The organism is Streptomyces sp. NBC_01235 (assembly GCF_035989285.1).
Lineage (GTDB): Bacteria > Actinomycetota > Actinomycetes > Streptomycetales > Streptomycetaceae > Streptomyces.
Genome location: NZ_CP108513.1, coordinates 5,348,554 through 5,372,022, shown reverse-complemented (window position 1 = coordinate 5,372,022; position 23,469 = coordinate 5,348,554). Strand labels below are relative to the sequence as shown.

Annotated in this window: 22 protein-coding genes and 1 tRNA gene; 15 read left to right on the top strand and 8 right to left on the bottom strand. The window is 69.7% G+C overall.

The features are described from left to right. Positions 1–205: 205 nt before the first annotated feature. The 6 genes from OG289_RS23740 (at position 206) to OG289_RS23715 (ending at position 6,714) form a co-directional block, all read left to right on the top strand. Entirely contained in the window at positions 206–688 is a 483-nt protein-coding gene (locus OG289_RS23740; protein WP_003953493.1) for a CarD family transcriptional regulator, read from the top strand. Positions 689–999: 311 nt separating this feature from the next. Further along, positions 1,000–1,752: a 2-C-methyl-D-erythritol 4-phosphate cytidylyltransferase gene (gene ispD, locus OG289_RS23735; protein WP_327316057.1), complete on the top strand. Its 753-nt coding sequence runs from the start codon at positions 1,000–1,002 to the stop codon at positions 1,750–1,752. Further along, positions 1,742–2,248, top strand: a complete 507-nt coding sequence (gene ispF / locus OG289_RS23730; protein ID WP_327316056.1) for a 2-C-methyl-D-erythritol 2,4-cyclodiphosphate synthase — start codon at positions 1,742–1,744, stop codon at positions 2,246–2,248. Before ispD ends, ispF begins: the two co-directional genes overlap by 11 nt. An 88-nt stretch (positions 2,249–2,336) precedes the next feature. Further along, positions 2,337–3,737, top strand: coding sequence for a cysteine--tRNA ligase (gene cysS / locus OG289_RS23725; protein WP_327316055.1), 1,401 nt, complete (start codon positions 2,337–2,339; stop codon positions 3,735–3,737). Positions 3,738–3,849: 112 nt separating this feature from the next. Further along, positions 3,850–4,791, top strand: a complete 942-nt coding sequence (gene rlmB / locus OG289_RS23720) for a 23S rRNA (guanosine(2251)-2'-O)-methyltransferase RlmB (RefSeq protein ID WP_327316054.1) — start codon at positions 3,850–3,852, stop codon at positions 4,789–4,791. 162 nt (positions 4,792–4,953) lie between these two features. After that, positions 4,954–6,714, top strand: coding sequence for a DoxX family membrane protein (locus OG289_RS23715; RefSeq protein ID WP_327316053.1), 1,761 nt, complete (start codon positions 4,954–4,956; stop codon positions 6,712–6,714). Between the two features lie 175 nt (positions 6,715–6,889). On the opposite strand, the gene OG289_RS23710 is transcribed toward OG289_RS23715, so the two are convergent. The 4 genes from OG289_RS23710 to OG289_RS23695 all read right to left on the bottom strand — a co-directional run bounded on the left by OG289_RS23710 (position 6,890) and on the right by OG289_RS23695 (position 10,282). Then, positions 6,890–7,621 (bottom strand): nucleotidyltransferase family protein, encoded by a 732-nt coding sequence (locus OG289_RS23710; RefSeq protein WP_327316052.1) that lies wholly within the window; start codon positions 7,619–7,621, stop codon positions 6,890–6,892. A gap of 174 nt (positions 7,622–7,795) precedes the next feature. Next, entirely contained in the window at positions 7,796–8,266 is a 471-nt protein-coding gene (locus OG289_RS23705) for a hypothetical protein (protein WP_327316051.1), read from the bottom strand. Positions 8,267–8,480: 214 nt separating this feature from the next. After that, a complete protein-coding gene (locus OG289_RS23700; RefSeq protein WP_327316050.1) occupies positions 8,481–9,566 on the bottom strand; it encodes an ABC transporter ATP-binding protein in 1,086 nt (361 codons plus the stop codon). Positions 9,567–9,877: 311 nt separating this feature from the next. Continuing rightward, the gene (locus tag OG289_RS23695) at positions 9,878–10,282 is read right to left on the bottom strand and encodes an RNA-guided endonuclease InsQ/TnpB family protein (protein ID WP_442819097.1); all 405 of its coding nucleotides are present in this window, start codon (positions 10,280–10,282) and stop codon (positions 9,878–9,880) included. 277 nt (positions 10,283–10,559) lie between these two features. Between OG289_RS23695 and OG289_RS23690 the strand changes: the two genes are divergently transcribed. Further along, positions 10,560–10,633: transfer RNA gene (locus OG289_RS23690), tRNA-Thr, on the top strand. Positions 10,634–10,698: 65 nt separating this feature from the next. Here the strand turns inward: OG289_RS23690 and arsM are convergent. Then, complete coding sequence (gene arsM / locus OG289_RS23685; protein ID WP_327316049.1) at positions 10,699–11,478, bottom strand: arsenite methyltransferase; 780 nt, start codon at positions 11,476–11,478, stop codon at positions 10,699–10,701. A gap of 500 nt (positions 11,479–11,978) precedes the next feature. Here arsM and OG289_RS23680 point away from each other — a divergent pair, with 500 nt between their 5' ends. Genes OG289_RS23680 through OG289_RS23655 form a run of 6 tightly spaced genes read left to right on the top strand, consistent with a single transcriptional unit; the run spans position 11,979 to position 19,184 of the window. Further along, the gene (locus tag OG289_RS23680) at positions 11,979–13,577 is read left to right on the top strand and encodes a Dyp-type peroxidase (RefSeq protein ID WP_327316048.1); all 1,599 of its coding nucleotides are present in this window, start codon (positions 11,979–11,981) and stop codon (positions 13,575–13,577) included. Between the two features lie 23 nt (positions 13,578–13,600). Further along, positions 13,601–15,040 carry an FAD-binding oxidoreductase gene (locus OG289_RS23675; protein WP_327316047.1) on the top strand — a complete coding sequence of 480 codons (1,440 nt, stop codon included), beginning with the start codon at positions 13,601–13,603 and terminating at the stop codon, positions 15,038–15,040. A gap of 59 nt (positions 15,041–15,099) precedes the next feature. Next, entirely contained in the window at positions 15,100–15,582 is a 483-nt protein-coding gene (locus tag OG289_RS23670) for a hypothetical protein (protein WP_327316046.1), read from the top strand. A 16-nt stretch (positions 15,583–15,598) separates the two neighbouring features. Then, entirely contained in the window at positions 15,599–17,668 is a 2,070-nt protein-coding gene (locus tag OG289_RS23665) for a GMC family oxidoreductase (protein ID WP_327316045.1), read from the top strand. Further along, positions 17,665–18,834, top strand: coding sequence for a ferritin-like domain-containing protein (locus tag OG289_RS23660; protein WP_327316044.1), 1,170 nt, complete (start codon positions 17,665–17,667; stop codon positions 18,832–18,834). Before OG289_RS23665 ends, OG289_RS23660 begins: the two co-directional genes overlap by 4 nt. Next, the gene (locus tag OG289_RS23655) at positions 18,831–19,184 is read left to right on the top strand and encodes a putative quinol monooxygenase (protein WP_327316043.1); all 354 of its coding nucleotides are present in this window, start codon (positions 18,831–18,833) and stop codon (positions 19,182–19,184) included. Before OG289_RS23660 ends, OG289_RS23655 begins: the two co-directional genes overlap by 4 nt. Before the next feature lie 18 nt (positions 19,185–19,202). Here the strand turns inward: OG289_RS23655 and OG289_RS49730 are convergent, their stop codons facing one another. After that, the gene (locus tag OG289_RS49730) at positions 19,203–19,349 is read right to left on the bottom strand and encodes a hypothetical protein (protein ID WP_442818944.1); all 147 of its coding nucleotides are present in this window, start codon (positions 19,347–19,349) and stop codon (positions 19,203–19,205) included. Beyond that, positions 19,346–19,792 carry a hypothetical protein gene (locus tag OG289_RS23650; RefSeq protein WP_442818943.1) on the bottom strand — a complete coding sequence of 149 codons (447 nt, stop codon included), beginning with the start codon at positions 19,790–19,792 and terminating at the stop codon, positions 19,346–19,348. The genes OG289_RS49730 and OG289_RS23650 overlap by 4 nt, the downstream gene beginning before the upstream one ends. On the opposite strand from OG289_RS23650, the gene OG289_RS23645 reads away from it, so the two are divergent. After that, a complete protein-coding gene (locus tag OG289_RS23645; protein WP_327316042.1) occupies positions 19,782–20,480 on the top strand; it encodes a rhomboid-like protein in 699 nt (232 codons plus the stop codon). The two genes, OG289_RS23650 and OG289_RS23645, sit on opposite strands and share 11 nt — an antisense overlap. Before the next feature lie 9 nt (positions 20,481–20,489). Next, positions 20,490–21,896, top strand: coding sequence for an NAD(P)/FAD-dependent oxidoreductase (locus tag OG289_RS23640; RefSeq protein WP_327316041.1), 1,407 nt, complete (start codon positions 20,490–20,492; stop codon positions 21,894–21,896). A gap of 36 nt (positions 21,897–21,932) precedes the next feature. On the opposite strand, the gene OG289_RS23635 is transcribed toward OG289_RS23640, so the two are convergent. After that, positions 21,933–23,435: an MFS transporter gene (locus OG289_RS23635; RefSeq protein ID WP_327316040.1), complete on the bottom strand. Its 1,503-nt coding sequence runs from the start codon at positions 23,433–23,435 to the stop codon at positions 21,933–21,935. Positions 23,436–23,469: the final 34 nt, after the last annotated feature.

The window sequence follows — 23,469 nt, the reverse complement described above, 5'->3', positions numbered from 1 at the left end:
CAGGCCTCCGGATGTGTGTAACGTGCGCGTTTCTCCCCCCTCGAAGAGCCGCTCCGACCTGCGAATACCTGCCTCCGCGGCCCCTCCGCAGCACGTTCCTGTTGCTGTTGTCAAGCCCCGAGATATGCCCTGACCTGCGAAAACGCCATTCAGAACCCGCAGTTTCCGTGTTACCCTGGATAGCCACGGAAGGGGTACCTGTCACATGACGTTCAAGGTTGGCGACACCGTGGTCTATCCCCATCACGGGGCCGCGCTGATCGAGGCCATCGAAACTCGCCAGATCAAAGGCGTGGACAAGACCTACTTGGTGCTGAAGGTCGCCCAGGGTGACCTGACGGTACGTGTGCCAGCGGACAATGCGGAGTTCGTCGGCGTGCGTGATGTGGTCGGTCAGGACGGGCTGGACCGGGTCTTCGAGGTGCTGCGCGCGCCGTACGCCGAGGAGCCCACGAACTGGTCGCGTCGTTACAAGGCAAATCTGGAGAAGCTCGCCTCCGGCGATGTCATCAAGGTCGCGGAAGTCGTACGTGACCTGTGGCGTCGTGAGCGCGAGCGCGGACTCTCCGCCGGTGAGAAGCGCATGCTCGCCAAGGCTCGCCAGATCCTGGTGAGTGAGCTCGCTCTCGCGGAGAACACCAACGAGGACAAGGCCGAGGCCCTGCTCGACGAGGTTCTCGCGTCCTGACGCCGGCTCGACACCGGCCTCAGCACACTGAAGAACACTGAAATGCCGCGGTGCCCGATGACGTATTTCCCGTCGCCGGGCGCTGCGGCATGTTCGCGCTCGGACACCGCCGCACGCCCCACCTCTACCACCGACCCCCACGGGCCCCCAGGGGTGGCCGCCGGTACTTCCCTGTACTTCGATACTGGGTGTGCCGGGCCCGGGCTGCTGCCTCGACCGGTACGTCACGGAAGGGTCCGGTCAGGGCGTCGCGCCCGGCACTTCCCAGGCCATACCCACGCCAGGCCAGCACACAAACCTGACAGGAACCGATGTCTGACGATTCGCGTCCTTCCCCCGCGCCCGCCCGCACGGCCGCGGTGATTCCGGCCGCCGGCCGGGGTGTCCGCCTCGGTCCGGGCGCCCCCAAAGCGCTCCGCACGCTGAGCGGCACGCCCATGCTGATCCACGCCGTGCGCGCCCTGGCCGCCTCCCGCGCCGTCTCCCTGGTCGTCGTCGTGGCCCCGCCGGACGGCGCCGCCGAGGTCAAGTCGCTGCTCGACGCGCACGCGCTGCCCGACCGCACCGACTTCCTGGTCGTCCCCGGCGGCGAGTCCCGCCAGGAGTCCGTGAAGCTGGGCCTGGACGCGCTGCCGCCGGAGTACGACATCGTCCTCGTGCACGACGCCGCCCGGCCCCTCGTCCCCGTGGACACGGTGGACGCCGTGATCGAGGCCGTCCGCGAGGGCGCCCCGGCCGTCGTCCCCGCGCTGCCGCTCGCGGACACCGTCAAGGAGGTCGAGCCGGCCGTGACCCCCGGCGACCCCGAGCCGGTCGTCGCCACCCCCGAGCGCGCCCGCCTCCGCGCCGTCCAGACCCCGCAGGGATTCGACCGGTCCACCCTGATCCGGGCCCACGAGACGGTCACGGACAACGTCACCGACGACGCGAGCATGGTCGAGCAGCTCGGTCTGACGGTCATGGTCGTGCCCGGCCACGAGGAGGCCTTCAAGGTCACCCGCCCGCTCGACCTGGTCCTCGCCGAGGCGGTCCTGGCCCGCAGGAGGCTCAACGATGGCTTCTGAGACGCCCTTCGAAGGGGTACTGCTTCCCCAGGTCGGCATCGGGACCGACATCCACGCCTTCGAAGCGGGCCGCGAACTGTGGTGCGCGGGCCTGAAGTGGGAGGACGAGGGGCCCGGCCTGGCAGGGCACTCCGACGCGGACGTCGTCGCGCACGCCGCCTGCAACGCTCTCTTCTCCGCCGCCGGACTCGGCGACCTGGGCCGGCACTTCGGCACCGGGCGCCCCGAGTGGTCCGGCGCCTCGGGCGTCACCCTGCTCACGGAGGCCGCCCGGATCGTCCGCGCGGCCGGCTTCGGCATCGGCAACATCGCCGTACAGGTCGTCGGCCCCCGCCCCAAGATCGGCAAGCGGCGCGACGAGGCCCAGAAGATCCTGTCGGAGGCGGCGGGAGCCCCGGTGTCGGTGTCGGGCGCGACGACCGACGGGCTCGGCTTCCCCGGGCGGGACGAGGGGCTGATGGCGGTCGCCACCGCCCTCGTCGTCCGCACTGCCTGACATATGCCGTTGCCGTCGCATGTCACGAATGTGTGGCCCTCGGGGGAACGGGCTCGGGGCACTGCCCCGCGCCCACTACCCTGGAGTGGTGACCATTCGCCTGTACGACACCAGCGCCCGGCAGATCCGTGACTTCGCCCCGCTCCTGCCGGGTTGTGTCTCGATCTACCTCTGTGGCGCCACCGTGCAGGCGGCCCCGCACATCGGGCACATCCGCTCGGGCCTGAACTTCGACATCATGCGCCGCTGGTTCGAGTACCGCGGCTACGACGTCACGTTCATCCGCAACGTCACCGACATCGACGACAAGATCATCGCCAAGTCGCACGACCAGGGCCGCCCCTGGTGGTCCATCGGCTACGACAACGAGCGTGCGTTCAACGACGGTTACCAGGCCCTCGGCTGCCTGCCGCCGACCTACGAGCCGCGCGCCACCGGGCACGTCCCCGAGATGATCGAGATGATGCGCGGCCTCATCGAGCGCGGCCACGCCTACGAGGCCGACGGCAGCGTCTACTTCGACGTGCGGTCCTTCCCCGGGTACCTGGAGCTGTCCAACCAGGACCTCGACGACCTGCGCCAGCCCTCCGAGGAGGGCATCACCGGCAAGCGCGACCCACGCGACTTCGCGATGTGGAAGGCGACCAAGCCGGGCGAGCCCGACTGGGAGACCCCGTGGGGCCGCGGCCGTCCCGGCTGGCACCTGGAGTGCTCGGCGATGGCCCACAAGTACCTGGGCTCCGCCTTCGACATCCACGGCGGCGGCCTCGACCTGATCTTCCCGCACCACGAGAACGAGATCGCCCAGGCCAAGGCCTACGGCGACGAGTTCGCCCGGTACTGGCTGCACAACGCCTGGGTCACGATCGCCGGCGAGAAGATGGCGAAGTCCCTCGGGAACTCCGTCCTCGTCTCCGAGATGGTCAAGCAGTGGCGTCCGATCGTGCTGCGCTACTACCTCGGCACCCCGCACTACCGCTCGATGATCGAGTACAGCGAGGAGTCGCTGCGCGAGGCCGAGTCGGCGTTCGCGCGGATCGAGGGGTTCGTGCAGCGCGTCGTCGAGAAGGCCGGGGGAGTCGTCGAACCGGCGGCCGAGGTACCGCCCGCCTTCGCCGAGGCGATGGACGACGACCTGGGCGTCCCGCAGGCCCTGGCCATCGTGCACACGACGGTACGACAGGGGAACTCGGCGCTCGCCGCCGACGACAAGGAAGCCGCGGTGGCCCGCCTCGCCGAGGTCCGCGCCATGCTCGGCGTGCTCGGCCTGGACCCGCTCGACGCCCACTGGGCCGGCGAGGAGAGCCGGGGTGAGGACCTGCACGGCGTGGTCGACAGTCTCGTACGGCTCGTCCTCGACCAGCGCGAGTCGGCCCGCGCACGCAAGGACTGGGCGACCGCGGACGCCATCCGCGACCAGCTGACCCAGTCCGGCCTGGCCATCGAAGACGGCCCGCAGGGCCCGCGCTGGAGCCTCGGCCCGCGCTAGCCCGCATCTTGATCGAGTGTGCCGCCCGGCCTCCCGGGCGGCACACTGCATAAGACGCAGCAAGCAGTAGTAAGACGCACGCACGTACGAAGCTCACGGAGACGAGTAACTCATGGCAGCCAACAACCGCCGCATGTCCGGCAAGAAGGGCGCGCAGGTCGGCAGTGGCGGCCAGCGGCGCCGAGGCCTGGAGGGCAAGGGTCCGACCCCGCCCGCCGAGATGCGCAAGGGCCACAAGAAGAACCGCATCGCCGGCGCCAAGGCGAAGCAGGCCGTGCGCCGGCCCGTCCAGCGCGGCCGGGGCGGCAAGGGCACCTCCGAGATGGTCGTCGGCCGCAACCCGGTCGTCGAGGCGCTGCGCGGGGGCGTGCCCGCGAGCACGCTCTACGTCCAGCAGTTCATCGACAACGACGAGCGGGTGCGCGAGGCGCTCCAGCTCGCGGCCGAGCGCGGCGGCATCAACCTCATGGAGGCCCCGCGCCCCGAGCTGGACCGCATGACCAACGGCCTCAACCACCAGGGCCTGGTCCTCCAGGTCCCGCCGTACGAGTACGCGCACCCCGAGGACCTGGCCGCGGCCGCCTACGACGACGGCGAGGACCCGCTGATCGTCGCCCTCGACGGCGTGACCGACCCGCGCAACCTGGGCGCCGTCGTCCGCTCCGTCTCCGCCTTCGGCGGCCACGGCGTCGTCGTCCCCGAGCGCCGCGCGGCCGGTATGACGGCCGGCGCCTGGAAGACGTCCGCCGGCACGGCCGCCCGCACCCCGGTCGCCCGCTGCACCAACCTCACGCGCGCCCTGGAGGCCTACAAGAAGGCCGGCATCGTCGTGGTCGGCCTGGCCGCCGACGGCGAGCACGAGGTCGGCGAACTGGCGGCTCTGGACGGCCCCCTCGTCATCGTCGTCGGCAGCGAGGGCAAGGGCCTCTCGCGCCTGGTCGGCGAGACCTGCGACTACCGGGTGCGGATCCCGATGCCGGGTGGCGCGGAGTCCCTCAACGCCGGTGTGGCGGCAGGCATCGTGCTCTACGAGGCGGCTCGGCGCAGGGCCTGACGGAGGCGGGTCGGGTCGGCTCGGGGAGGCTCGGCGTGCTCCTGAACGGGCGTCCGTAAGTTCACCCGAAGGGGTTAATCCCGGCGAGTAGTGCAACCTTGACGGAGTCCGGACAGATCCGGCGGGTCAAAGCAGTGTCCTAAACACACGTCACTCGGTTAGATGAGTGTGGACACCAGAACACCCCGCACTCCCACGGGGGACCGCTCGTCGGGATTCGACGACGCTCCCGCGCTGAGCATGGTGAAGGTGCCGAGCGATCCGGCGCAGATCATCGTCAGCCACGCGAGCTTCCGCGTGCAGCTGGGCGCGTCGGCGCGGCGAAACCAATCCCCGCGGATCGCCCGGCACGCGAGCGCCATCGATGACACCGCGCGCATCCCCGTCGTCGGGGCGGCGGGCAGAGCGGGCGCCGCTGTCGGTGGCCGTCGGCGGGCCGTCGTCTGGAGCGGCAAGTCCGCCCCGGACGACACCGGCGCCCACCGACTGCTGCAGGCCGTGCGGGCAGGCAGCGTCGGCCACGGCGAACCGCCCACGGCCGACGCCGGAGCCACCCAGGTCATCCCCCGCGTCGGCGTGGACAACAGGGGCTACGGCGGCGACCTCGCCGCACAGACCCTCGAAACCCCCGTCGTCGGCGCCCAGCGCGCCCCCGCCGCCGGCGAGCACCGCCTCCTGCCGAACATGCGCACCGTCGGCAGCGCCTACGACGAACCCGTCTACGGCGAACCCGTCTACGACGAACCCGTCTACGGCGAACCTGTCTACGGCGAACCCCCCTACGACGAACCCGCCTACGACGACGCCCAGTTCGAGGACTTCGGGGACGCCGACGACGGCCCCGACCCGGACCAGGACCAGGACCCGTACCAGCACCAGGGCCCGCGCAGCCGGCGGCAGGGCGACGACCCCGCCCGACACGCCTACTATCCCGGCCGCCGCATGAACCTGGGAGTGGTCTTCCTCCCGCTCCGCATCTTCCTCGGCTTCATCTCCATCTACGCCGGCATGGGCAAACTGTGCGACCCCGTCTACTTCGACGGCGGCAAGCGCGGCTCCATGGTGAAGTGGCTCAACACCCTGCACCCGTGGGAAGTCGCCGAGCCACTGCGCCAGTTCGCCCTGCACCACCCCGTCGGCTCCGGCCTCGTCATCGCCTTCCTCCAGGTCGTCGTGGGCGTCCTCACCGTCCTCGGCTGCTGGCAGCGGGTCACCGCGGTCGTCGGCGCCGGACTCTCCGCCGCGCTCATCGTCACCGTCAGCTGGAAGACCGTCCCGGTCTACGACACCCCCCACATCATCTACCTCGCCGCCTGGTCGCCGCTGATCATCGCCGGCGCCCCCGTCTACTCGGTCGACGGCCGCCTCGCCGCAGGCGCCTGGCGCCGACTCGGCCCGCGCTCCGACCTGTGGGAGCTGCGCCGCTACGTCCTGCGCCGCGGAGCCCTGGTCACCGCGATCGTCGTCGGACTCACACTGCTGGTCGGCTCGCTGCTCGGCGGCGCCGTCCGCGACGCCGACCGGGTGATCGTCCCCGGCCCCGGCGAACCCCCGCGCAACGAGATGCCCGGCTCCCCACTCCCGGAGAAGTCCGGCACGCACAAGGCCTCCCGGGAGCCCTCCGCGTCCACCTCGCCCACCCAGGGCGCCACCTCGGCGGCGCCGACGGCAGGCACGGACAGCGATCCCTCCGAGGCCAAGGACCCGGGCACGGCCGGCGTCGGCGCCCCCAGCCAGACCCAGGGCACCGCGGGACAGGCCCCACCCGAGCAGTCCATCCCGGAGGAGCAGGCCCCCTCCACCAGCTCCGGCCCCACGTCCGGCGGCTCGTCGAGCAGCTCCGGCGGTTCGGGCGGCGGATCCGACGGCAACGGCTCGTCGTCGTCGGGCCAGCCGGGCCTGGTGGGCGGGTTGCTCGGGTAGCGGCCAGGCTCGCAGGCCCGTACGGCGAGGGGGCCCCGCGCGCTGATCAAGCGCGCGGGGCCCCCAAGGCTTTTCAAGGGCGCGGGGCTGTGTTCGACATGCGGCTCCGCCGCGTGGGCGCGACCAGCCACAGCGGACCCGCGGTCTCAAGACGGCCCTTCCCGCGGAGCGACTGTCAGCGACGAGCCGCCGCCAGTTCCTTCGCCGCCTCCGTCAGGTCCTTCGCCGTGTCGATCGCCCGCCAGTACGCCCCCTGCGGGATCGGGAACCCGGCCAGCCGCCGCTCGCGGGCGAGATGCGGAAACGTCGTCCGCTCATGGTCCCCGCGCGCGGGCAGCAGTCCCGCGAACTCCGGCGAGAAGACGTACACGCCCGCGTTGATCTCGTACGTCGTGTGCGGCGCCTCGATGAAGTCGGTGATGTGACCGAACCCGTCCGTCTGCACCGCCCCCCACGGAATGCGCGGGCGCGCCAACGCGAGGGTCGCCACGGCGTCGCGCTCGGTGTGGAAGTCGGCCATCTCGCGCAGCGAGAAGCGGGTCCAGATGTCGCCGTTGGTGGCGTACCAGGGCCGGTCGGGGTGGGGAAGGTGGGCGGCCGCGTACTTCAGGCCGCCACCACGGCCCAGGGGCTCGGTCTCCACGACGGTGGTGACCTTGACGGACAGGTCGGCCGACTCCAGCCAGTCCTGGAGGACCTCGGCGAGATGGCCGCAGGAGACGACGACGTCGGTCACGCCCTCCTCGGCGAGCCAGCCGAGCTGATGGCCGATGATCGGCGTCCCCGTGCCGGGGATCTCGACCATCGGCTTGGGCCGGTCGTCGGTGTACGGGCGCAGCCGGGACCCCTGGCCACCGGCCAGGATGACGGCTTGCGTGGGGCGGGGCACGGCGTGCGGATCGGTCATGCCCGCACTGTACGTGCCGCACGTCACCGGGCGTGCGGCTCCCCCGGCGGGCGGCGGGAGGGGCTCTCCCGGGGGCCGACGGGCAGAGGGGCCGGTCCCCGGGGAGGCGGACGGGGAGGGCCCCCGGGGGGAGGGGAGCCGCACGCCCGGAGGGGGCCTCAGGGCCCCGGAACCTCAGCTGTGTGCCGCCAGGACGCCCGAGGCGAAGGCCGTGTCGCACACCGGGCGGGCGTACGACTGGGCCCGCGAGGGCCCGTACACACGGACCGCCGCACGGCCCAGGGCGCGGGCGATGGAGGCGCAGTGCCTCGCCAGCGACGGCTTGCCGTTCACGGCGGCCTGGAGGTGGGTCAGGGCGACGCCCGGATCCCTCTCCTGGAGCTCGGTCAGCAGCTGGTCGCGCAGCACGTCCTGCGGGGCCTTGGCGGCTTGCTGCGAGGACTGGTGCGCGGCGGAGACGTCGGAAGCGGTCAGCACCGAATCCGAGGGGTCCCCCGACCAGTTGACCCGGGTGACCGCAAGGGTCCCGGAGAGCACCATGACGACGGGCAGGACGAGGGCGAGCGAGCGGCCGATCCGGCGGGCTGGGCCGCCCCTGCCGCGGCGCGTGCGCTGGGTGGTGGAGTGGTTCGCGGAGTGCTTCACGCGTGAGAGGGTAGCGTGCGGTAATGATGCGGCGACATTGAGTCACTCGTACGGGGGATGAAGCCCTGCTCCTTTTTGGGTAAGGGGTTGACGGGCCCCCGTCGAAATGTCCGCTGTGTCAGGGTTCTTGCGGACGCGAGAAAAAGGCCCCGCAGCAGGCTGCGGGGCCTTTTTCGTCAACCCGGGTGAATCACCCGGGTTTAATCCTTCGCCGTCAGTCCGACAGACGCTCGCCCGTCGACGTCGAGAACACGTGGGTCTCGCCCGCGCGCGGGACGACGTGCAGCGTGCTGCCCTTCTCCGGGACGTCACGGCCGCCCACACGCACCACGAGGTCCTTCGACTCGTCGCCGACCTTGGCGGTGCCGTAGACGAAGGCGTCCGAGCCGAGCTCCTCGACCACGTTCACGACGACCGCGAGGCCCTTCTCGACGCCGGTGGCCACATCGAAGTGCTCGGGGCGGACACCGACGGTGACCGTCTTGTCGGTCGCGGCCGAGAGCGCGTCACGCTGCACCGGCACCACCGCGTTGCCGAACTTCACACCGCCGTCCGCGATCGGCACCTCGACGAGGTTCATCGCCGGAGAACCGATGAAGCCGGCCACGAACAGGTTGGCGGGCCTGTCGTACATGTTGCGCGGGGTGTCGACCTGCTGGAGCAGACCGTCCTTGAGGACCGCCACACGGTCACCCATCGTCAGCGCCTCGACCTGGTCGTGCGTGACGTACACGGTGGTGATGCCGAGACGGCGCTGCAGCGACGCGATCTGCGTACGCGTCGACACACGGAGCTTGGCGTCCAGGTTGGACAGCGGCTCGTCCATGAGGAAGACCTGCGGCTCACGCACGATGGCACGGCCCATCGCGACACGCTGACGCTGACCACCGGAGAGGGCCTTCGGCTTGCGGTCCAGGTACTCGGTGAGGTCGAGGATCTTCGCGGCCTCCTCGACCTTCTGCCGGATCTCCGCCTTGTTGACTCCGGCGATCTTGAGCGCGAAGCCCATGTTGTCGGCGACCGTCATGTGCGGGTAGAGCGCGTAGTTCTGGAACACCATGGCGATGTCCCGGTCCTTCGGCGGCAGGTGCGTGACGTCACGGTCACCGATGCGGATCGCACCGCCGTTGACGTCCTCGAGCCCCGCGAGCATCCGGAGCGAGGTGGACTTGCCGCAACCGGACGGACCGACCAGGACGAGGAACTCGCCGTCCGCGATCTCGATGTCGAGTCCGTCGACGGCGGGCTTGGTGGAACCCGGGTACACCCGGGTCGCCTTGTCGAAAGTGACAGTGGCCATGGCTCGAAGGCCCCCTTCTACCGGCAGGAACGTGCCGGACGATCCGTTGTAGGAAGGTGGTGGTGTAGTCCACACGAGTGAACTGGCTCAGGACGCTACCTCGCGTTCGCCGGATCTGTCAGCACCTGGAGGCATGTGAACTTCGCGGAAATTTTCGAACGGGGCAGAGCAACTCACTTTTGACCTTGATTCCTGCTTCACCGCCCGCCGCCGATCACACACAGCTCTGCGAGCTGCGCATGGTCGGTCTTACGTGGGCTCCACAGGCTTTCCGGCCGACGGCCCGTCGGTCCGTACCGCATCGGCCGCTCCTACGCGGCCAGCAGCCGTAGACCCTCGTCCCGGAGGTTCACAGCGGCATTCACATCACGGTCATGGACTGCCCCACACCCGGAACAGGTCCACCGCCGGACCGAGACATCCAGCCTCTGCCCCACGGCCTGACACGCCGAGCAGCGGCGGGTCGACGGGAAGAAGCGGTCCACGACCACCAGTTCCCGCCCGTACCACTCGCACTTGTACCGGAGCTGCCGCAACAGCTCACCCCAACTCGCGTCCAGGATCGCCTGGTTCAGCTTCGCCTTCCGCCGCCTCCCCTTGCCACGCCCCGCGCGCGACAGGGTTGCGACGGACAGGTCCTCCACCACGAGCACTTGGTTCTCGCGCACGAGGCGGGTGGTCAACTGGTCCAGCATGTCCCTGCGTACGTCCGTGATCAGCGCGTAGAGACGAGAACCTCGCGCTTGATGCGCTCGGTCTCCTCGCCCTTCACCGCTTCCGGCGTCGGCTTCTCCGCCTTCTCCGCGGTCTTCCCCATGAACCCCTCCCTGACGATCCGATCTTCGGAACAGCACGTCAGACCGATCAACGAACGGGTGCACGGATGGTTACGCACAGTTTTCGAATCGTGCGGAGTCGAGAACTTCGTGGTTTGGGGAAACGGGGGCTGTGTAAAGTAGAGCCGCCTTTGCGTGCGGCGTTGTAGTGCGCGATGCCTCCTTAGCTCAGATGGCCAGAGCAGATCACTTGTAATGATCAGGTCGTCGGTTCGAATCCGACAGGGGGCTCTGGAAAACACCAGGTCAGAGGTCCTCTCGCTCAAAGAGTGAGAGGACCTCTGCGTTCCCGGCACTCATGACACTCGTGGGGCCCCGTCCACCGCCATCGGCTTTGTGGCCCGGACCGTCGCCGAGTGCATCCCGTCCGCGACCGGGTGGCTCGGCGTGATCTCGATGTCTGTGAAGCCCGCGGCTTCGAGGCCTGTGCGGTACTCCGTGAAGGACAGGGCGCCCGCGATGCAGCCGGCGTAGTCGCCGCGTTCGGCGCGTTGGGCGGGGGTGAGGGTGTCGTCGGCGACGATGTCGGAGATGCCGATGCGGCCGCCGGGCCTCAGGACGCGGTAGGTCTCGGCGAAGACGGCCGGCTTGTCGACGGACAGGTTGATCACGCAGTTGGAGATCACCACGTCGATGGTGTTCGCGGGCAGCGGGATCGCCTCGATGGTGCCTTTGAGGAACTCCACGTTCGTCGCGCCCGCCTTCTCGGCGTTGGCCAGAGCCAGGGCCAGCATCTCGTCGGTCATGTCCAGCCCGTACGCCTTTCCCGTCGGGCCGACGCGGCGGGCGGAGAGCAGGACGTCGATGCCGCCGCCGGAGCCGAGGTCCAGGACCCGCTCGCCCTCGTGCAGTTCGGCGACGGTGGTGGGGTTGCCGCAGCCGAGGGAGGCGGCGATGGCCTCCGCGGGGAGGGTGTCGCGGTCGTCGGCGGGGTAGAGGGTGGAGCCGAAGCTCTCGTCGACCTCGACGGGCTGCGGGCCGCAACAGGTGGTGCTGCCCTCGGTGACCTGCACGGCCGCTGCGGCGTACCGCCGGCGGACGGTTTCGCGCAAGTCGGCGGACTGCTGCTCGTTCATGACCGCACTCCTTACCGGAACTGCTTGTATTGACGTTCCTTGATGCAAGCTTGCGCCTTGAATCGAAGGACGTCAACATAGAGAGATATCGAAACAAGGGCTGGAAGTGATCGGCCAGGGTGCGGTCGTCGGCGGTGATCGCTTCCCGGGGCGAGGTGGTCCGGCCCTTCCGGGACGGCATCGAGCGGCGTGTACGTGGTCTGCCGGCCGGACCGCCCCCGCGACCGCTTGGCGGGGCGCGTCGCCCTGGTCCGCCCCTGTCCGTCGCTCCTCTGTGCGACCGACGGTTCGCGTCCGGTCGGATGTTCGTCGGAGTTCGCCCGGATGGCGGGTTTGCTGTGGCCGTCGCTGGTCCGGGTGGGTGAATGCCGCCGGCATACGCAAACCTCTCCTTGCTGTCCATATGTGCACGTCGAGACGCTTCCATGTCCCCCGCATATGCAGAAGGCATGCATGTCGTCGCGGTTACGCGTGCCTCTTTTCGGGCGAATTAGGGTGGTATGGCAATCGATCTGAAACAAACGGCCATTGATCCGGACAACCCCGAGGTCCCGCCGACCCGCAACACACGAGAAGCCCTGAGGGATGCCCTGGACGACATCCAGGGCAACATCCTCAAGAGCCACGGGCGGGACCACAGCCGCCACCTGTTCATCACCTTCAAGACCGACACCGCCGAGCAGCGGAAGCAGGCCAGGGAGTGGCTGGCCGAGCTGGTCGAGGAGGAGCTGGTCACCTCGGCCCTTCAGCAGTGGGACGAGGCGAAGTCCTACCGGGACATGCAGGCGACGCTGCGCGCGAACGGCGCGATCTCGGTGGCGGACCATCGGGCGCTGCTCGAGTCGGCCAGCGAGCCCTTCGTCGGGGTGATGCTCTCGTCCGCCGCGTACCGGGACCTCAAGCTGGGCGACGACAGCACGCCCGACGACCCGTCCTTCATCGCCGGGGCCAAGGCGCGGGCGGACTTCCTCAACGACCCGCCCGCGAAGGACTGGGAGGAGAAGTTCCAGGCCACGCTGCACGCTCTGGTGATCGTCGCCGACGATGTGGAGGAGCGGCTGGAGGGCCTCGTCAAGGATCTGAAGCTGGAGCTCGCGGAGCTCGGGGTCGTGCCGGCCGAGGAGACCGGCGCCGCCATGCGCCTGAACGCGAAGGGCGAGGAGGATCCGTCCGCGCCCGTTCGTGAGCACTTCGGTTTCGTCGACGGGATCAGCCAGCCGCTGTTCTTCGCCCGTGACATCGGTGAGGCCCGGACGCGGCAGGGCGGTATCGACGAGTACGACCCCAGCGCTCCGCTCGATCAGGTGCTGGTTCCGGATCCGGGGGGTGACGACGACACGGCGTACGGCTCGTATTTCGTGTACCGCAAGCTGGAGCAGGACGTGCAGGGCTTCCGTGAGGACGAGAAGGCCCTCGCCGCGGAGATCGCCCGGTTCGCCCGCCCGAAGTCGTCCGAGGTGTTGCCCGAGGACGTCGCGCTGGCGGGTGCGTACATGGTCGGCCGGTTCCAGGACGGGACGCCGGTGGTGGACCGGGAGGTGGCGGGTCTGGGTGATCTGCCGAACAACTTCAGCTACGACGCCGACGTCGACGGCGTCCGCTGTCCGTTCACGGCGCATGTCCGCAAGACGAACCCGCGGGGCGACAAGCAGCGCCAGTTCGGGACGCCGCTGACTCAGGAGCGGGCGCAGCGGATCGCCCGTCGGGGCATCAGTTTCGGCAAGGTGACCCTGAAGCCGGGCAGGGACGACAAGGTCGGGTTGTTGTTCCTGTGTGCGCAGAGCAGCATCGCCGACCAGTTCGAGTTCATTCAGGCGGCGTGGTCGAACAACGAGGTGTTCCTGCGGGGCGGCAGCGGGCTCGACCCGGTGATCGGCACGCTGAAGGACGGCAAGAAGCGTGAGGAGGCCGTCGAGCAGCGCTGGCCCAAGCAGTACGGCGCGCGCAATGAGCTGGACTTCTCCCGGTTTCCGCCACCGGTGGTGGACTTCTTCTTCAAGAAGCGCGTCGGGCAGTGGACGTTCATGCGGGGCGGTGAGTACTTCTTCGTGCCGAGTCTCAGTGCTCTGAAGGCGTTCGGCGAGCTGGTGGAGGCCTGATCGTGGTCGATCTTCGTTCTGCAGTGAACGACCTGGCCCGGAGTCTGAGCGGCTATGTCTGCGAGCCGGGCAGTGCCGAGTACGCGAAGGTCGTGGCGATCGACAACGGCCGTACCCGTACGCCCCCGGCGTATGTCGTGCGGGCCAATTCGGAGCTCGACGTCTGTCTGGCGGTCGACTTCGCCCAGCGGACCGGGTTGCCCATGACGGTGCGCGGTGGCGGTCACAGCGCTGCCGGGTACTGCCTGAACCGGGGCGGGATCGTCCTGGATCTCGGGCTGATGAAGGGTATGCGGCTGGACAAGGATCAGAAGCTGCTGACCGTGCAGATGGGTGCCACCTGGGCGGACGTGTACAAGTTCGTCGCGGACAGCGGCACTTCGCTGATCCCGGTCGGCGGTGGTTGTCTTACCGTGGGGCTGCCGGGGTTCCTCCAGGGCGGCGGCTACAGCTTCGTCTCCCGGTCGTACGGGCTCGGCAGTGACAACGTCACCCGGATCAAGCTCGTCGACGCCACGGGCATGACGCGTGTGCTGGCGGACGATGCCCTCGACCCGGACGACCGGGACCTGTTCTGGGCCTGCCGGGGCGGGGGCGGGGGCAATTTCGGGGTCGCCGTGGAGATGACCCTGCAGCTGCACGCGCCGGCGGCGAAGACCGTGCTCGGCGGTCAGCTCTCGTTCCCGTTGAAGCGGGCCGAGGAGGTCATTGCCAGGTACGACGCGTGGGCCAAGGCCGCCCCGCGCGCGATGGCCGCCTACGGGTACGTCGGGTACGACGTGGATCCGGCCGAGCCCACCCGGAAGATTCCCTTCTTCCGGATCACGCCGGTGTTCAACGGCGAGTACGCCGAGGGTGTCGAGCAGCTGAAGGACATGCTCAAGCTCGATCCGTTCGACGTGCGGCTGCACTCGATGCCGTTGCCGACGCTGGAGTCCACCATCGGCAGGTCCACGCTGGTCGGCGACCGGCTGGCGTACATCCGCTCGGGGATGATCGGGGACCTCGGCTGGAAGCCGGAGATGATCAGGTCCGTCCAGAAGATGATGGACACCGCGCCGTCGCTGGACAGTTTCGTGGTGTGGACCCACGGCCGGGGCAGGGTCGACGACGAGGCTCTGCGCGGGCAGGGCCCCTACCCGCACCGCGACAAGCGGTACGTGTTCGAGCTCAAGGCGATCTGGAACGACCCGGCCCGGACCCGGGCCAACGTCGAGTGGGCGTACGACTTCGGTGAGGCGCTGAGCTCCGAGTTCCATGGTGCCTACGTCAACTACATCGACCCGCTCCAGAAGGGCTGGGCCACGGCCTACTACGGCGACAACCTGGAGAAGCTCAAGCGGATCAAGAAGGTCGCCGATCCCAACGGCTTCTTCCGTTTCCAGCAGTCGGTCGACTCGGCCTTCGAGCCGGACGTCTCGCGCCCGCTGGACCTCAGCCCGTTGAACCGCACCTTCGTCTGACCTCTTTGCGTCCCTCGCGTCCACCGCACGCACCGCACATCCTGCACGGGAGTACCCGTATGTCCGAAGGCGCCCAGCCCCCCACCCCGAAACAGATCTTCACCGACCTCTCCGTCCGGCTGACCGGCTTCGACCGGGCGGAGCTGGCCGGCACCGGCATGATCGACACCTACTACGACACGCTGCTGCGGATCATCGGCGAGCGCGAGGCCGGGCAGTTGTTCCGGTACGCGGCCGAGGCCCTCGCCGACGACCGGCGGGTGGGCAGCGGCGACGCGGCCCTCGAGCAGAAGGTCATCGAGAATCCGCGCTTCGCGGCGGTCGTCGTCAGCCTGATCAAGCTCTGGTATCTCGGCAGCTGGTATCCGCTGGCCGGTGACTACCGCGACGACAACGGCTCGACCGCGGACGACGTCGAGCACGTCGTCTCCGCCCAGGGCTACCGCGAGGGTCTGGTGTGGACTGCCGCCGGGGCCCATCCGATGGGCGCCAAGCCGCCGGGCTTCGGCTCGTGGGCCGAGCCGCCGACCCTGATCTCCTGAGCCCGAGGAAAGCGCCATGAGCGACACCCCCGACACCCCCGACACCCCCGACACCCCCGACACCCCCGACACCCCCGACACCCCCGGGATCCCCGAGCTCCCTGACGGTACGACCGTCGACGGTCAGAGCCCGGACTACGACATCGTCTTCGTCGGCGGCGGCATCGCCACGGCGACCGTCGCCAAGACGGTCGTCGAGAAGGCCGCGGCCCAGACGCCGCCCGTGTACCCGCGGATCCTCATCCTGGAGGCCGGCCGGGCCACGGCGATGAGCGCCGACAAGTACGACACCTATGTCGAGGCGTACCAGGAGGCGCCGATCAAGGTGCCCAACTCCCCGTATCCGGCGAGCCGTTCGGCGCCGCAGCCGGATGTCCTCGACATCGCCGAAGTGCCCAGCGACAAGGGGTACTTCGTCCAGAAGGGCCCGATGCCCTTCGGCAGCGACTACGCGCGCTCGCTGGGCGGCACCACCCTGCACTGGCTCGGCACCTGTCTGCGGATGCTTCCCAACGACTTCCAGATGCGTACGAAGTACGGGCGTGGGGTCGACTGGCCGCTGGAGTACACGGACCTGAAGCCGTACTACGAGCGGGCCGAGTGGGACATCATCGGCGTCTCGGCGAACGTGGAGCACCAGTACTACCCCATCAAGAACGTCGAGAAGTACTTCGAGTCCGCCGACGAGAAGAAGATGCGGAAAGGGAGGTACCTCTTCCCGATGGAGGAGATCCCCTCCAGCTACCTCGACGACTACATGGCCAAGCTGTGCGCAGACCTGACCGTCGAGCTGAAGGACGACGACAACAAGACCCACACCTTCCCCGTCAGGGTCACCAACACCCCTGTGGCCCGCAACTCCACCCCGACCAAGCCGGACTACCAGGTCGTGGGCGCCGTCGGCAACGCCGACCGGGGGACCCGCTGCGAGGGCAACTCCAGCTGCATCCCGATCTGTCCGGCCCAGGCCAAGTACAACGCGCTCAAGACGCTCTACGACCTGATCGTCAAGTATCCCGACCGGCCCCTGAAGAAGGGCGAGAAGCCCAGGGCCGTCGTCACCGTGCGCAGCCAGTCGGTGGTGATGAGCGTCGAGCACACCCAGGAGAAGGGCAAGAAGGGCACGGTCACCGGTCTCACCTACAAGACGTACTACGAGGACGGCACCCCGGCGGTGCCGCACACGGTGACCGCGGGCACCTATGTGCTGGCCGCGAACGCCATCGAGAACGCCACCTTGCTGCTCGCCTCCGAAGCCGCCAACAACAGCGGGCAGGTCGGCAGGAATCTGATGGACCATCCGCTGCTGCTGACCTGGGGCCTGCTCGAGGACAACGCGGGCGCCTACCGGGGCCCGGGGTCCACGTCCGGCATCGCCGCTTTCCGGGACGGGGAGTTCCGCAAGGAGCGCACCGCGTTCCGGGTGGAGATCGGCAACTGGGGCTGGAACTTCCCGGAGAACGCCCCGTACGACACCGTCCACGACCTGGTCGGCGGGGGTACCGACGGGCAGGCCCGGATGTGGGGCAAGGAGCTGCGTGACACGCTCGGCGCCATCCTGCCCCGTCAGTTCCGGATCGCCTGGGAGCTGGAGCAGGACCCCGAGGCGACCAACCGCGTCACCGTGGACGACCGTTACCGGGACCGGCTGGGCAAGAACCGCCCGGTCATCCAGTACGACCTCTCGGACTACGTGAAGTCGGCGCTGCCGTGGGCGGCGGAGGCGAGCAGGCAGCTGTTCGCGGCGCTGGGCATCGCCAACCCGGTCAGGCGGCCCGTCTACGAGCCGGGCGACTACACCCACTACGACGCGGACGACGCGGCGGCCGTGGAGCACGACGGGGTGACCTACTGGGTGCGCGGCGCGGGGCACGTCGTCGGCACCCACCGGATGGGCGACGACCCGTGGAATTCGGTCGTCGACACCCACCAGCGCAGCCACGACCTGCCGAACCTGTACGTCGTCGGCTGCGGCAGCATGCCGACGCTGGGCACCTCCAACCCGACGCTCACCATGACCGCGCTGGCCATCCGCACCGGCGACCACATCGCGGAGAACCTGAGCAGGAAGGCGGACCAGAAGTGACCGACACGAAACGGATCCTGAACCTCGACGAGCTGAAGGCCGCCCTTCAGCTGGCCGTCGGCCTGGAGCTCAGCACCATCCCCGTCTATCTCACCGCGCTCTACTCCATCAAGGAGGGCACCAACACCGAGGCGGCGCAGACGATCCGCAGTGTGGTCATGGAGGAGATGCTCCACATGACCCTCGCGGCCAACGTCCTCAACGCGCTCGGGCAGGTGCCGAGCCCCGCGGGCGTCGACTTCCGCGGCAAGCGGATCAGTCCGGTGCCGGTGTACCCGCTCGACAGTCCGCTGATCGCCGGCATCGGGACGCTCAGGCTGGGTCCCCTCTCGCCGCAGGCCGTGGCGGGGTTCGTGGCCATCGAGCACCCGTTGCACGGTGCGGCCAAGTCCTCCGAGATCCCGCTGGGCACGTGCGCCTACGCCACCATCGGCGAGTTCTACGAGGCGGTCCTCACGGCCCTGGCCGACAAGGACATCTGTCCGGACTCGGCCTTCCGGTACGTCAACCAGGTGCCGGACAGCCAGTACTACGGCGGCGCCGGGAACGTGGTCGAGGTGAGGGACCGCGACACCGCCCGCAAGGCGATCAAGAAGATCGTCGACGAGGGCGAGGGCCTGGACCCGGCGAAGCTGGGGGCGGAGGCCAAGACGGTCACCGACGACGACCGGCTGCGCAACGGCTGGCAGATGTACTCCCACTATGTCCGCTTCCGTGAGCTCCAGACGGGCCGCCTCTTCCGCAGCGACCAGCTGGCGAACCAGGAGCCCGAGGGTGCGATGCTGCTGGTCGACTACGACGCCGTGCAGCCGGCGGTGCACATCGCGATCAACGGCGACACCGTGGGCGGTCCCGAGGGCGCCGCGCTGAACGAGTTCGACCTGGCGTACACGCGGCTCGTCGACGACCTCTACCTGGCTTTCTCGGGGCAGAAGAAGGAGGTCCCGAACGAGCTCGCGGACGGGGGCGTCAGGCTCGGGGACGCACTGCCGCTCGCCGTCCACGGCATGTACGGACTGAAGAAGATGGCCGTCGCCCTGATGCGCACGCCGAGCCCGGCCCACCCGGGGCAGACGCTGTGCCCGCGGTTCTACTACGCGGCGACCGAGGACGCCCGGACCAAGCTGCGGCAGGGCATCGACCACATGAGGGAGCAGCGCCGGTGATCTCCATCGTCACGAAGTGGTGGCATGTCGAGGGCAAGCGGGAGGAGGCCGTCACCGCGCTGAAGGAACTGGTGCTGCAGACCGAGAAGTACGAGCCCGACACCTACATGTACTGCCTGCACACCTCGATCGTGGAGGGCTCCCTGCCCCCGCCCACCGAGAACGAGATCATCTTCCTCGGTGCGTGGAAGGACCGTAAGGCCTTCGACGACCACCGCACGGGCCCGGTGTTCACGAACTGGCTGGAGGAACACCTCGACCTGTTCGTGCAGAACGGCGGCAATCTCTACGTCAGCGCGGAGTTCGCCGACCGCTTCGCCGGCTTCGTCCGGGAGGAAGCCGGCGGCTGACGTCGTCGGCCGGTGGTCTCAGGGGCTGCGCCGGAGGCGGGCGATCTCCGGTCGCTCCGCCTCCGGTGGCCGTCCGTCCTCGGTCTTCCGCAGGCAGTCCTGTACCACCCGCCCGAGGGTCCAGGCCGGCGCCCGCTCCCGGTCCGGCCCCAGGACGCCGGTCATCGCGTCGAAGCGTCACCGCGCGTCGGGCGATGGCCGGCACCGCCTCGTGGACGTCCTCGACGTGGGACAGCATGCGGGCCGGGTCGAGGCGTGCGAGGAGCATCGTGCCCGTCGGCCCGTCGGCCCGTCGGCCCGTCGGATCCTCCGTCGTGCCGTGGCAGCCGGACGGCGTGGTCGCCGTTCCAGATCCGCAGGGCGACCGGCTCGACGGCGCTCTCCTCGTCCGGGATCTGGGGTCCGAGTACGGCGCTGCCGCCGTCGGTGGGGTCCACCACCGGCAGGACGAGCGCGCTCACCCCGTGCATGGACGGACCGTCGACCCGCAGCTCCCAGTGGTCGGGGAACTCCCGCGCCAGGTCCGGCAGGCCTGCGATGGACGCCCGCCCCGCCGCGCCGTCGATCTTTACCTGTTCTGTCACCATTGTGACCGGAATGTCGATCACCTCCCGGACGATACTGGGCTGCGTGAAACGGCTCAGGGGAGTGTCCGGGGTCCGGCGGGCGGTGTGGGCGTACGTCCGCAGCGCGCCCGGCACGTACGTGTGGCTGGCGATCCTGTTCGTCACCACGGTCGCCCTGCACCACATGTCACCGGAGTTCGAACAGGAGTTCCTGCGCCAGCGGTCCACCAACATCCATGAGCTGTCCCGGCATCCGGTGCGGGTGCTGGTCGCCAGCGCGATGTGGATCGACGGCGGCCACTGGCTGCCGTACGTGGCGCTGTACTCCGTCTTCCACGCCCAGGTGGAGCGCTGGCTGGGGACCGCGCGCTGGCTGCTGGTGTGCGTGGCCGCGCACGTGCTGGCGACGCTGATCAGCGAGGGCGCGCTGGCGAAGGCGATCAAGGACGGGATCGCGCCGCAGTCGTCGGTCAACACCCTGGACGTGGGCGTGAGTTACGCGCTGGCCGGGGCGGTCGCGGTGCTCGTCTTCCGGATCCGTCCGCCGTGGCGGTACGGGTATCTCGCGGTCGTCCTCGTCTTCTACACCGTGCCGATGACCGCCGGGCCGACCTTCACCGACTTCGGGCACTTCGTCTCCGTATTCATCGGGCTCGCGTGCTATCCGCTGGTCAGGGGGCGCGAAAGTGTGCGGAATCCGAAGGAGACAGTGGGCGTGCCGCCGAGTTAGCGTCCGGCCATGAGCAGCGGTGCGGTGCGTGGCGTCGTCAATGGCGGCATCTCCTTCTGGTACGCGGACGACGGTCTTCCGGCGGTGCGGGAGCCGCTCGCCGGTGACGCGTCCGCCGACGTCGTGATCGTCGGCGGCGGGTACACGGGGCTGTGGACGGCGTACTACCTCAAGAAGGCAGCGCCCTTCCTCGACGTCACCGTCCTGGAGCAGCGGTTCTGCGGATACGGAGCCTCGGGGCGCAACGGCGGCTGGCTGTACAACGGCATCGCGGGCCGCGACCGGTACGCCGCTCTGCACGGCCACGAGGCCGCCGTACGGCTCCAGCGGGCGATGAACGAGACGGTGGACGAGGTCGTCCGGGTGGTGACGGAGGAGGGCTTCGACGCCGACGTCCACAAGGGCGGGGTGCTGGAGGTGGCCCGGACCCCCGCGCAGCTGGCCCGCCTGAAGGACTTCCATGCGCACGAGCTGTCGTACGGGGAGCGGGACCGCGAGCTGTACGGCGCCCGGGAGAGCGCCGAGCGGGTGCGGGTCGCGGGGGCCGTGGGGTCGAGCTGGACCCCGCACGGCGCGCGCGTGCACCCGGTGAAGCTGGTGAAGGGGCTGGCGGCGGCCGTCGAGGGGCTGGGGGTGACGGTCCATGAGTCGACGCCGGTGACGGAGATCGTCGCCGGGCGCGCCGTGACGCCGTACGGGACCGTGCGGGCGCGGTACGTGCTGCGCTGCACGGAGGGTTTCACGGCCGCGCTGAAGGGCGAGAAGCGGACCTGGCTGCCCATGAACTCCTCGATGATCGCCACCGAACCGCTCACGGAGGAGCAGTGGGCGGCGGTCGGTTGGGAGGGGCGCGAGGCGCTGGGCGACATGGCGCACGCCTACATGTATGCCCAGCGCACGGCCGACGGCCGGATCGCGCTGGGCGGGCGCGGGGTGCCGTACCGCTTCGGCTCGCGCACGGACAACGACGGACGGACCCAGCCCGAGACGGCCCGGGCGCTGCGCGGGATCCTCGTCGACTTCTTCCCGGCGCTGGCCGGGGTGCGCGTCGAACACGCCTGGTCGGGGGTGTTGGGCGTACCGCGCGACTGGTGCGCGACGGTGACCCTGGACCGGGCGACGGGTCTCGGCTGGGCGGGCGGCTACGTGGGCTCGGGCGTGGCGACCGCGAACCTGGCGGCCCGGACGCTGCGGGACCTGGTGCGGCTCGACTCGGGGGAGGTGGGCGGCACCGAGTTGACCGGTCTTCCGTGGGTCGGCCACAAGGTCCGCAGGTGGGAACCGGAGCCGCTGCGGTGGCTGGGGGTGCAGGGCATGTACGCGACGTACCGGGCGGCGGACCGACGGGAGACAGAGCGCCACGCGGCCGGATCGTCGCGGCTGGCGCGGATCGCGGACCGGGTGGCGGGGCGGTAGAAGAAGGTTCGGGGCAAGATCACTTGGGGCGGGGGCTCAGGTGACGGACTCCGGTACGGCCGTGTGGGTCGGGGCGTCGTGTTTCGGGGGCTTGGCCGTCACCATCAGGCCCGCGACCAGGGCGGCCAGGAGCATGATGCCGGCGGCCCACCAGATGGCGACCGTGTAGCCGTGCACCGTGCCTTCCGCCGCGACCTGAGCCCTGCGGGCGGGGTCGGTCAGGTGGGCCGCGATGTAGGCGGTGCTGCTGGTGGTGGCGATCGTGTTGAGCAGGGCCGTGCCGATGGAGCCGCCCACCTGCTGTGAGGTGTTGACGGTGGCGGAGGTGACGCCGGCGTCGTGCGGGGCGACCCCGGCGGTGGCCGTGGAGAAGACCGGCATGAAGGTCAGGCCCATGCCGAGGCCCATCAGGAGCAGCGCGGGCAGGATCTCGGTGGTGTAGGACGAGTTCACCGTCATCTGGGTGAGGATCGCCATGCCGCTCGAGGCGAGGACCATGCCGGGGACCATCAGCATGCGCGGTGCCACGCGGTTCATCAGCCGGGCCGAGATCTGGGTGGAGCCGGTGATGATGGCGAGGGTGAGGGGGAGGAAGGCCAGGCCCGTCTTCACGGGGGAGTAGCCGAGGATGACCTGGAGGTAGTAGGTCATGAACAGGAACAGGCCGAACATGCCGATGATGGCCAGCATCATGGTCAGGAAGCAGCCCGCGCGGTTGCGGTCCTTGACGATGTGCAGGGGGAGCAGCGGGCTCGGCGCCCTGGTCTGCCACCACACGAAGACCGTGAGCAGGACCGCTCCGACCGCGAAGAGGGACAGGACGAACGGGTCGTTCCAGCCGCGTGGCTGGGCCTCGCTGAAGCCGTAGACGATCGCGACGAGGCCGCCGCAGCCCAGCAGCACACCGGGCACGTCGAGGCGGGCGCCCGGGTGGCCGGGACGGTCGTGCAGCAGGGCGAACGCGCCGAACACGGCGACGATCGCGATGGGCACGTTGACGTACAGGCACCAGCGCCAGTTCAGGTATTCGGTGAGCAGCCCGCCGACGATGAACCCGATCGCCGAGCCGCTGCCGGCCAGGGCGCCGTAGATGCCGAAGGCCTTGCCGCGTTCCTTGGGGTCGGTGAACGTCGTCGTCAGGAGGGACAGCGCCGAGGGCGCGAGTACGGCGGCGAAGGCGCCCTGGAGGGCGCGGGCGCCGAACAGCATCCCGGGGCTGACGGCCGCGCCGCCGAGCGCCGAGGCGGCGGCGAAGCCGATCAGCCCGATGACGAAGGTGCGCTTGCGGCCCACCAGGTCGGCGATGCGGCCGCCGAGCAGCAGCAGGCCGCCGAAGGCGAGGGTGTAGGCGGTGATGACCCACTGGCGGGTGGCGTCGGACATGCCCAGGTCGCGCTGGGCGGAGGGGAGCGCGATGTTCACGATCGTCACGTCCAGGACGACCATCAGCTGGGCGAGAGCGATGATCACCAGGCCCCACCAGCGGCGGGGGTCCGGGTCCGGGTCCGTCGAGGGTTCACCTGTGCGGGTGACACTCATCTGGCCAGAAGACCACGAATCGGGGCGCGGTGCA

Coding starts and splice junctions, on each gene's coding strand:
- OG289_RS23740 (WP_003953493.1), top strand. CDS start 206: ATGACGTTCAAGGTTGGCGACACCGTGGTCTATCCCCATCACGGGGCC.
- OG289_RS23640 (WP_327316041.1), top strand. CDS start 20,490: ATGAGCAGCGGTGCGGTGCGTGGCGTCGTCAATGGCGGCATCTCCTTC.
- OG289_RS49730 (WP_442818944.1), bottom strand. CDS start 19,349: ATGACCGGCGTCCTGGGGCCGGACCGGGAGCGGGCGCCGGCCTGGACC.
- OG289_RS23645 (WP_327316042.1), top strand. CDS start 19,782: ATGTCGATCACCTCCCGGACGATACTGGGCTGCGTGAAACGGCTCAGG.
- OG289_RS23680 (WP_327316048.1), top strand. CDS start 11,979: ATGGCAATCGATCTGAAACAAACGGCCATTGATCCGGACAACCCCGAG.
- rlmB (WP_327316054.1), top strand. CDS start 3,850: ATGGCAGCCAACAACCGCCGCATGTCCGGCAAGAAGGGCGCGCAGGTC.
- OG289_RS23635 (WP_327316040.1), bottom strand. CDS start 23,435: ATGAGTGTCACCCGCACAGGTGAACCCTCGACGGACCCGGACCCGGAC.
- ispD (WP_327316057.1), top strand. CDS start 1,000: ATGTCTGACGATTCGCGTCCTTCCCCCGCGCCCGCCCGCACGGCCGCG.
- OG289_RS23700 (WP_327316050.1), bottom strand. CDS start 9,566: ATGGCCACTGTCACTTTCGACAAGGCGACCCGGGTGTACCCGGGTTCC.
- arsM (WP_327316049.1), bottom strand. CDS start 11,478: ATGAACGAGCAGCAGTCCGCCGACTTGCGCGAAACCGTCCGCCGGCGG.
- ispF (WP_327316056.1), top strand. CDS start 1,742: ATGGCTTCTGAGACGCCCTTCGAAGGGGTACTGCTTCCCCAGGTCGGC.
- OG289_RS23665 (WP_327316045.1), top strand. CDS start 15,599: ATGAGCGACACCCCCGACACCCCCGACACCCCCGACACCCCCGACACC.
- OG289_RS23715 (WP_327316053.1), top strand. CDS start 4,954: ATGAGTGTGGACACCAGAACACCCCGCACTCCCACGGGGGACCGCTCG.
- OG289_RS23710 (WP_327316052.1), bottom strand. CDS start 7,621: ATGACCGATCCGCACGCCGTGCCCCGCCCCACGCAAGCCGTCATCCTG.
- OG289_RS23670 (WP_327316046.1), top strand. CDS start 15,100: ATGTCCGAAGGCGCCCAGCCCCCCACCCCGAAACAGATCTTCACCGAC.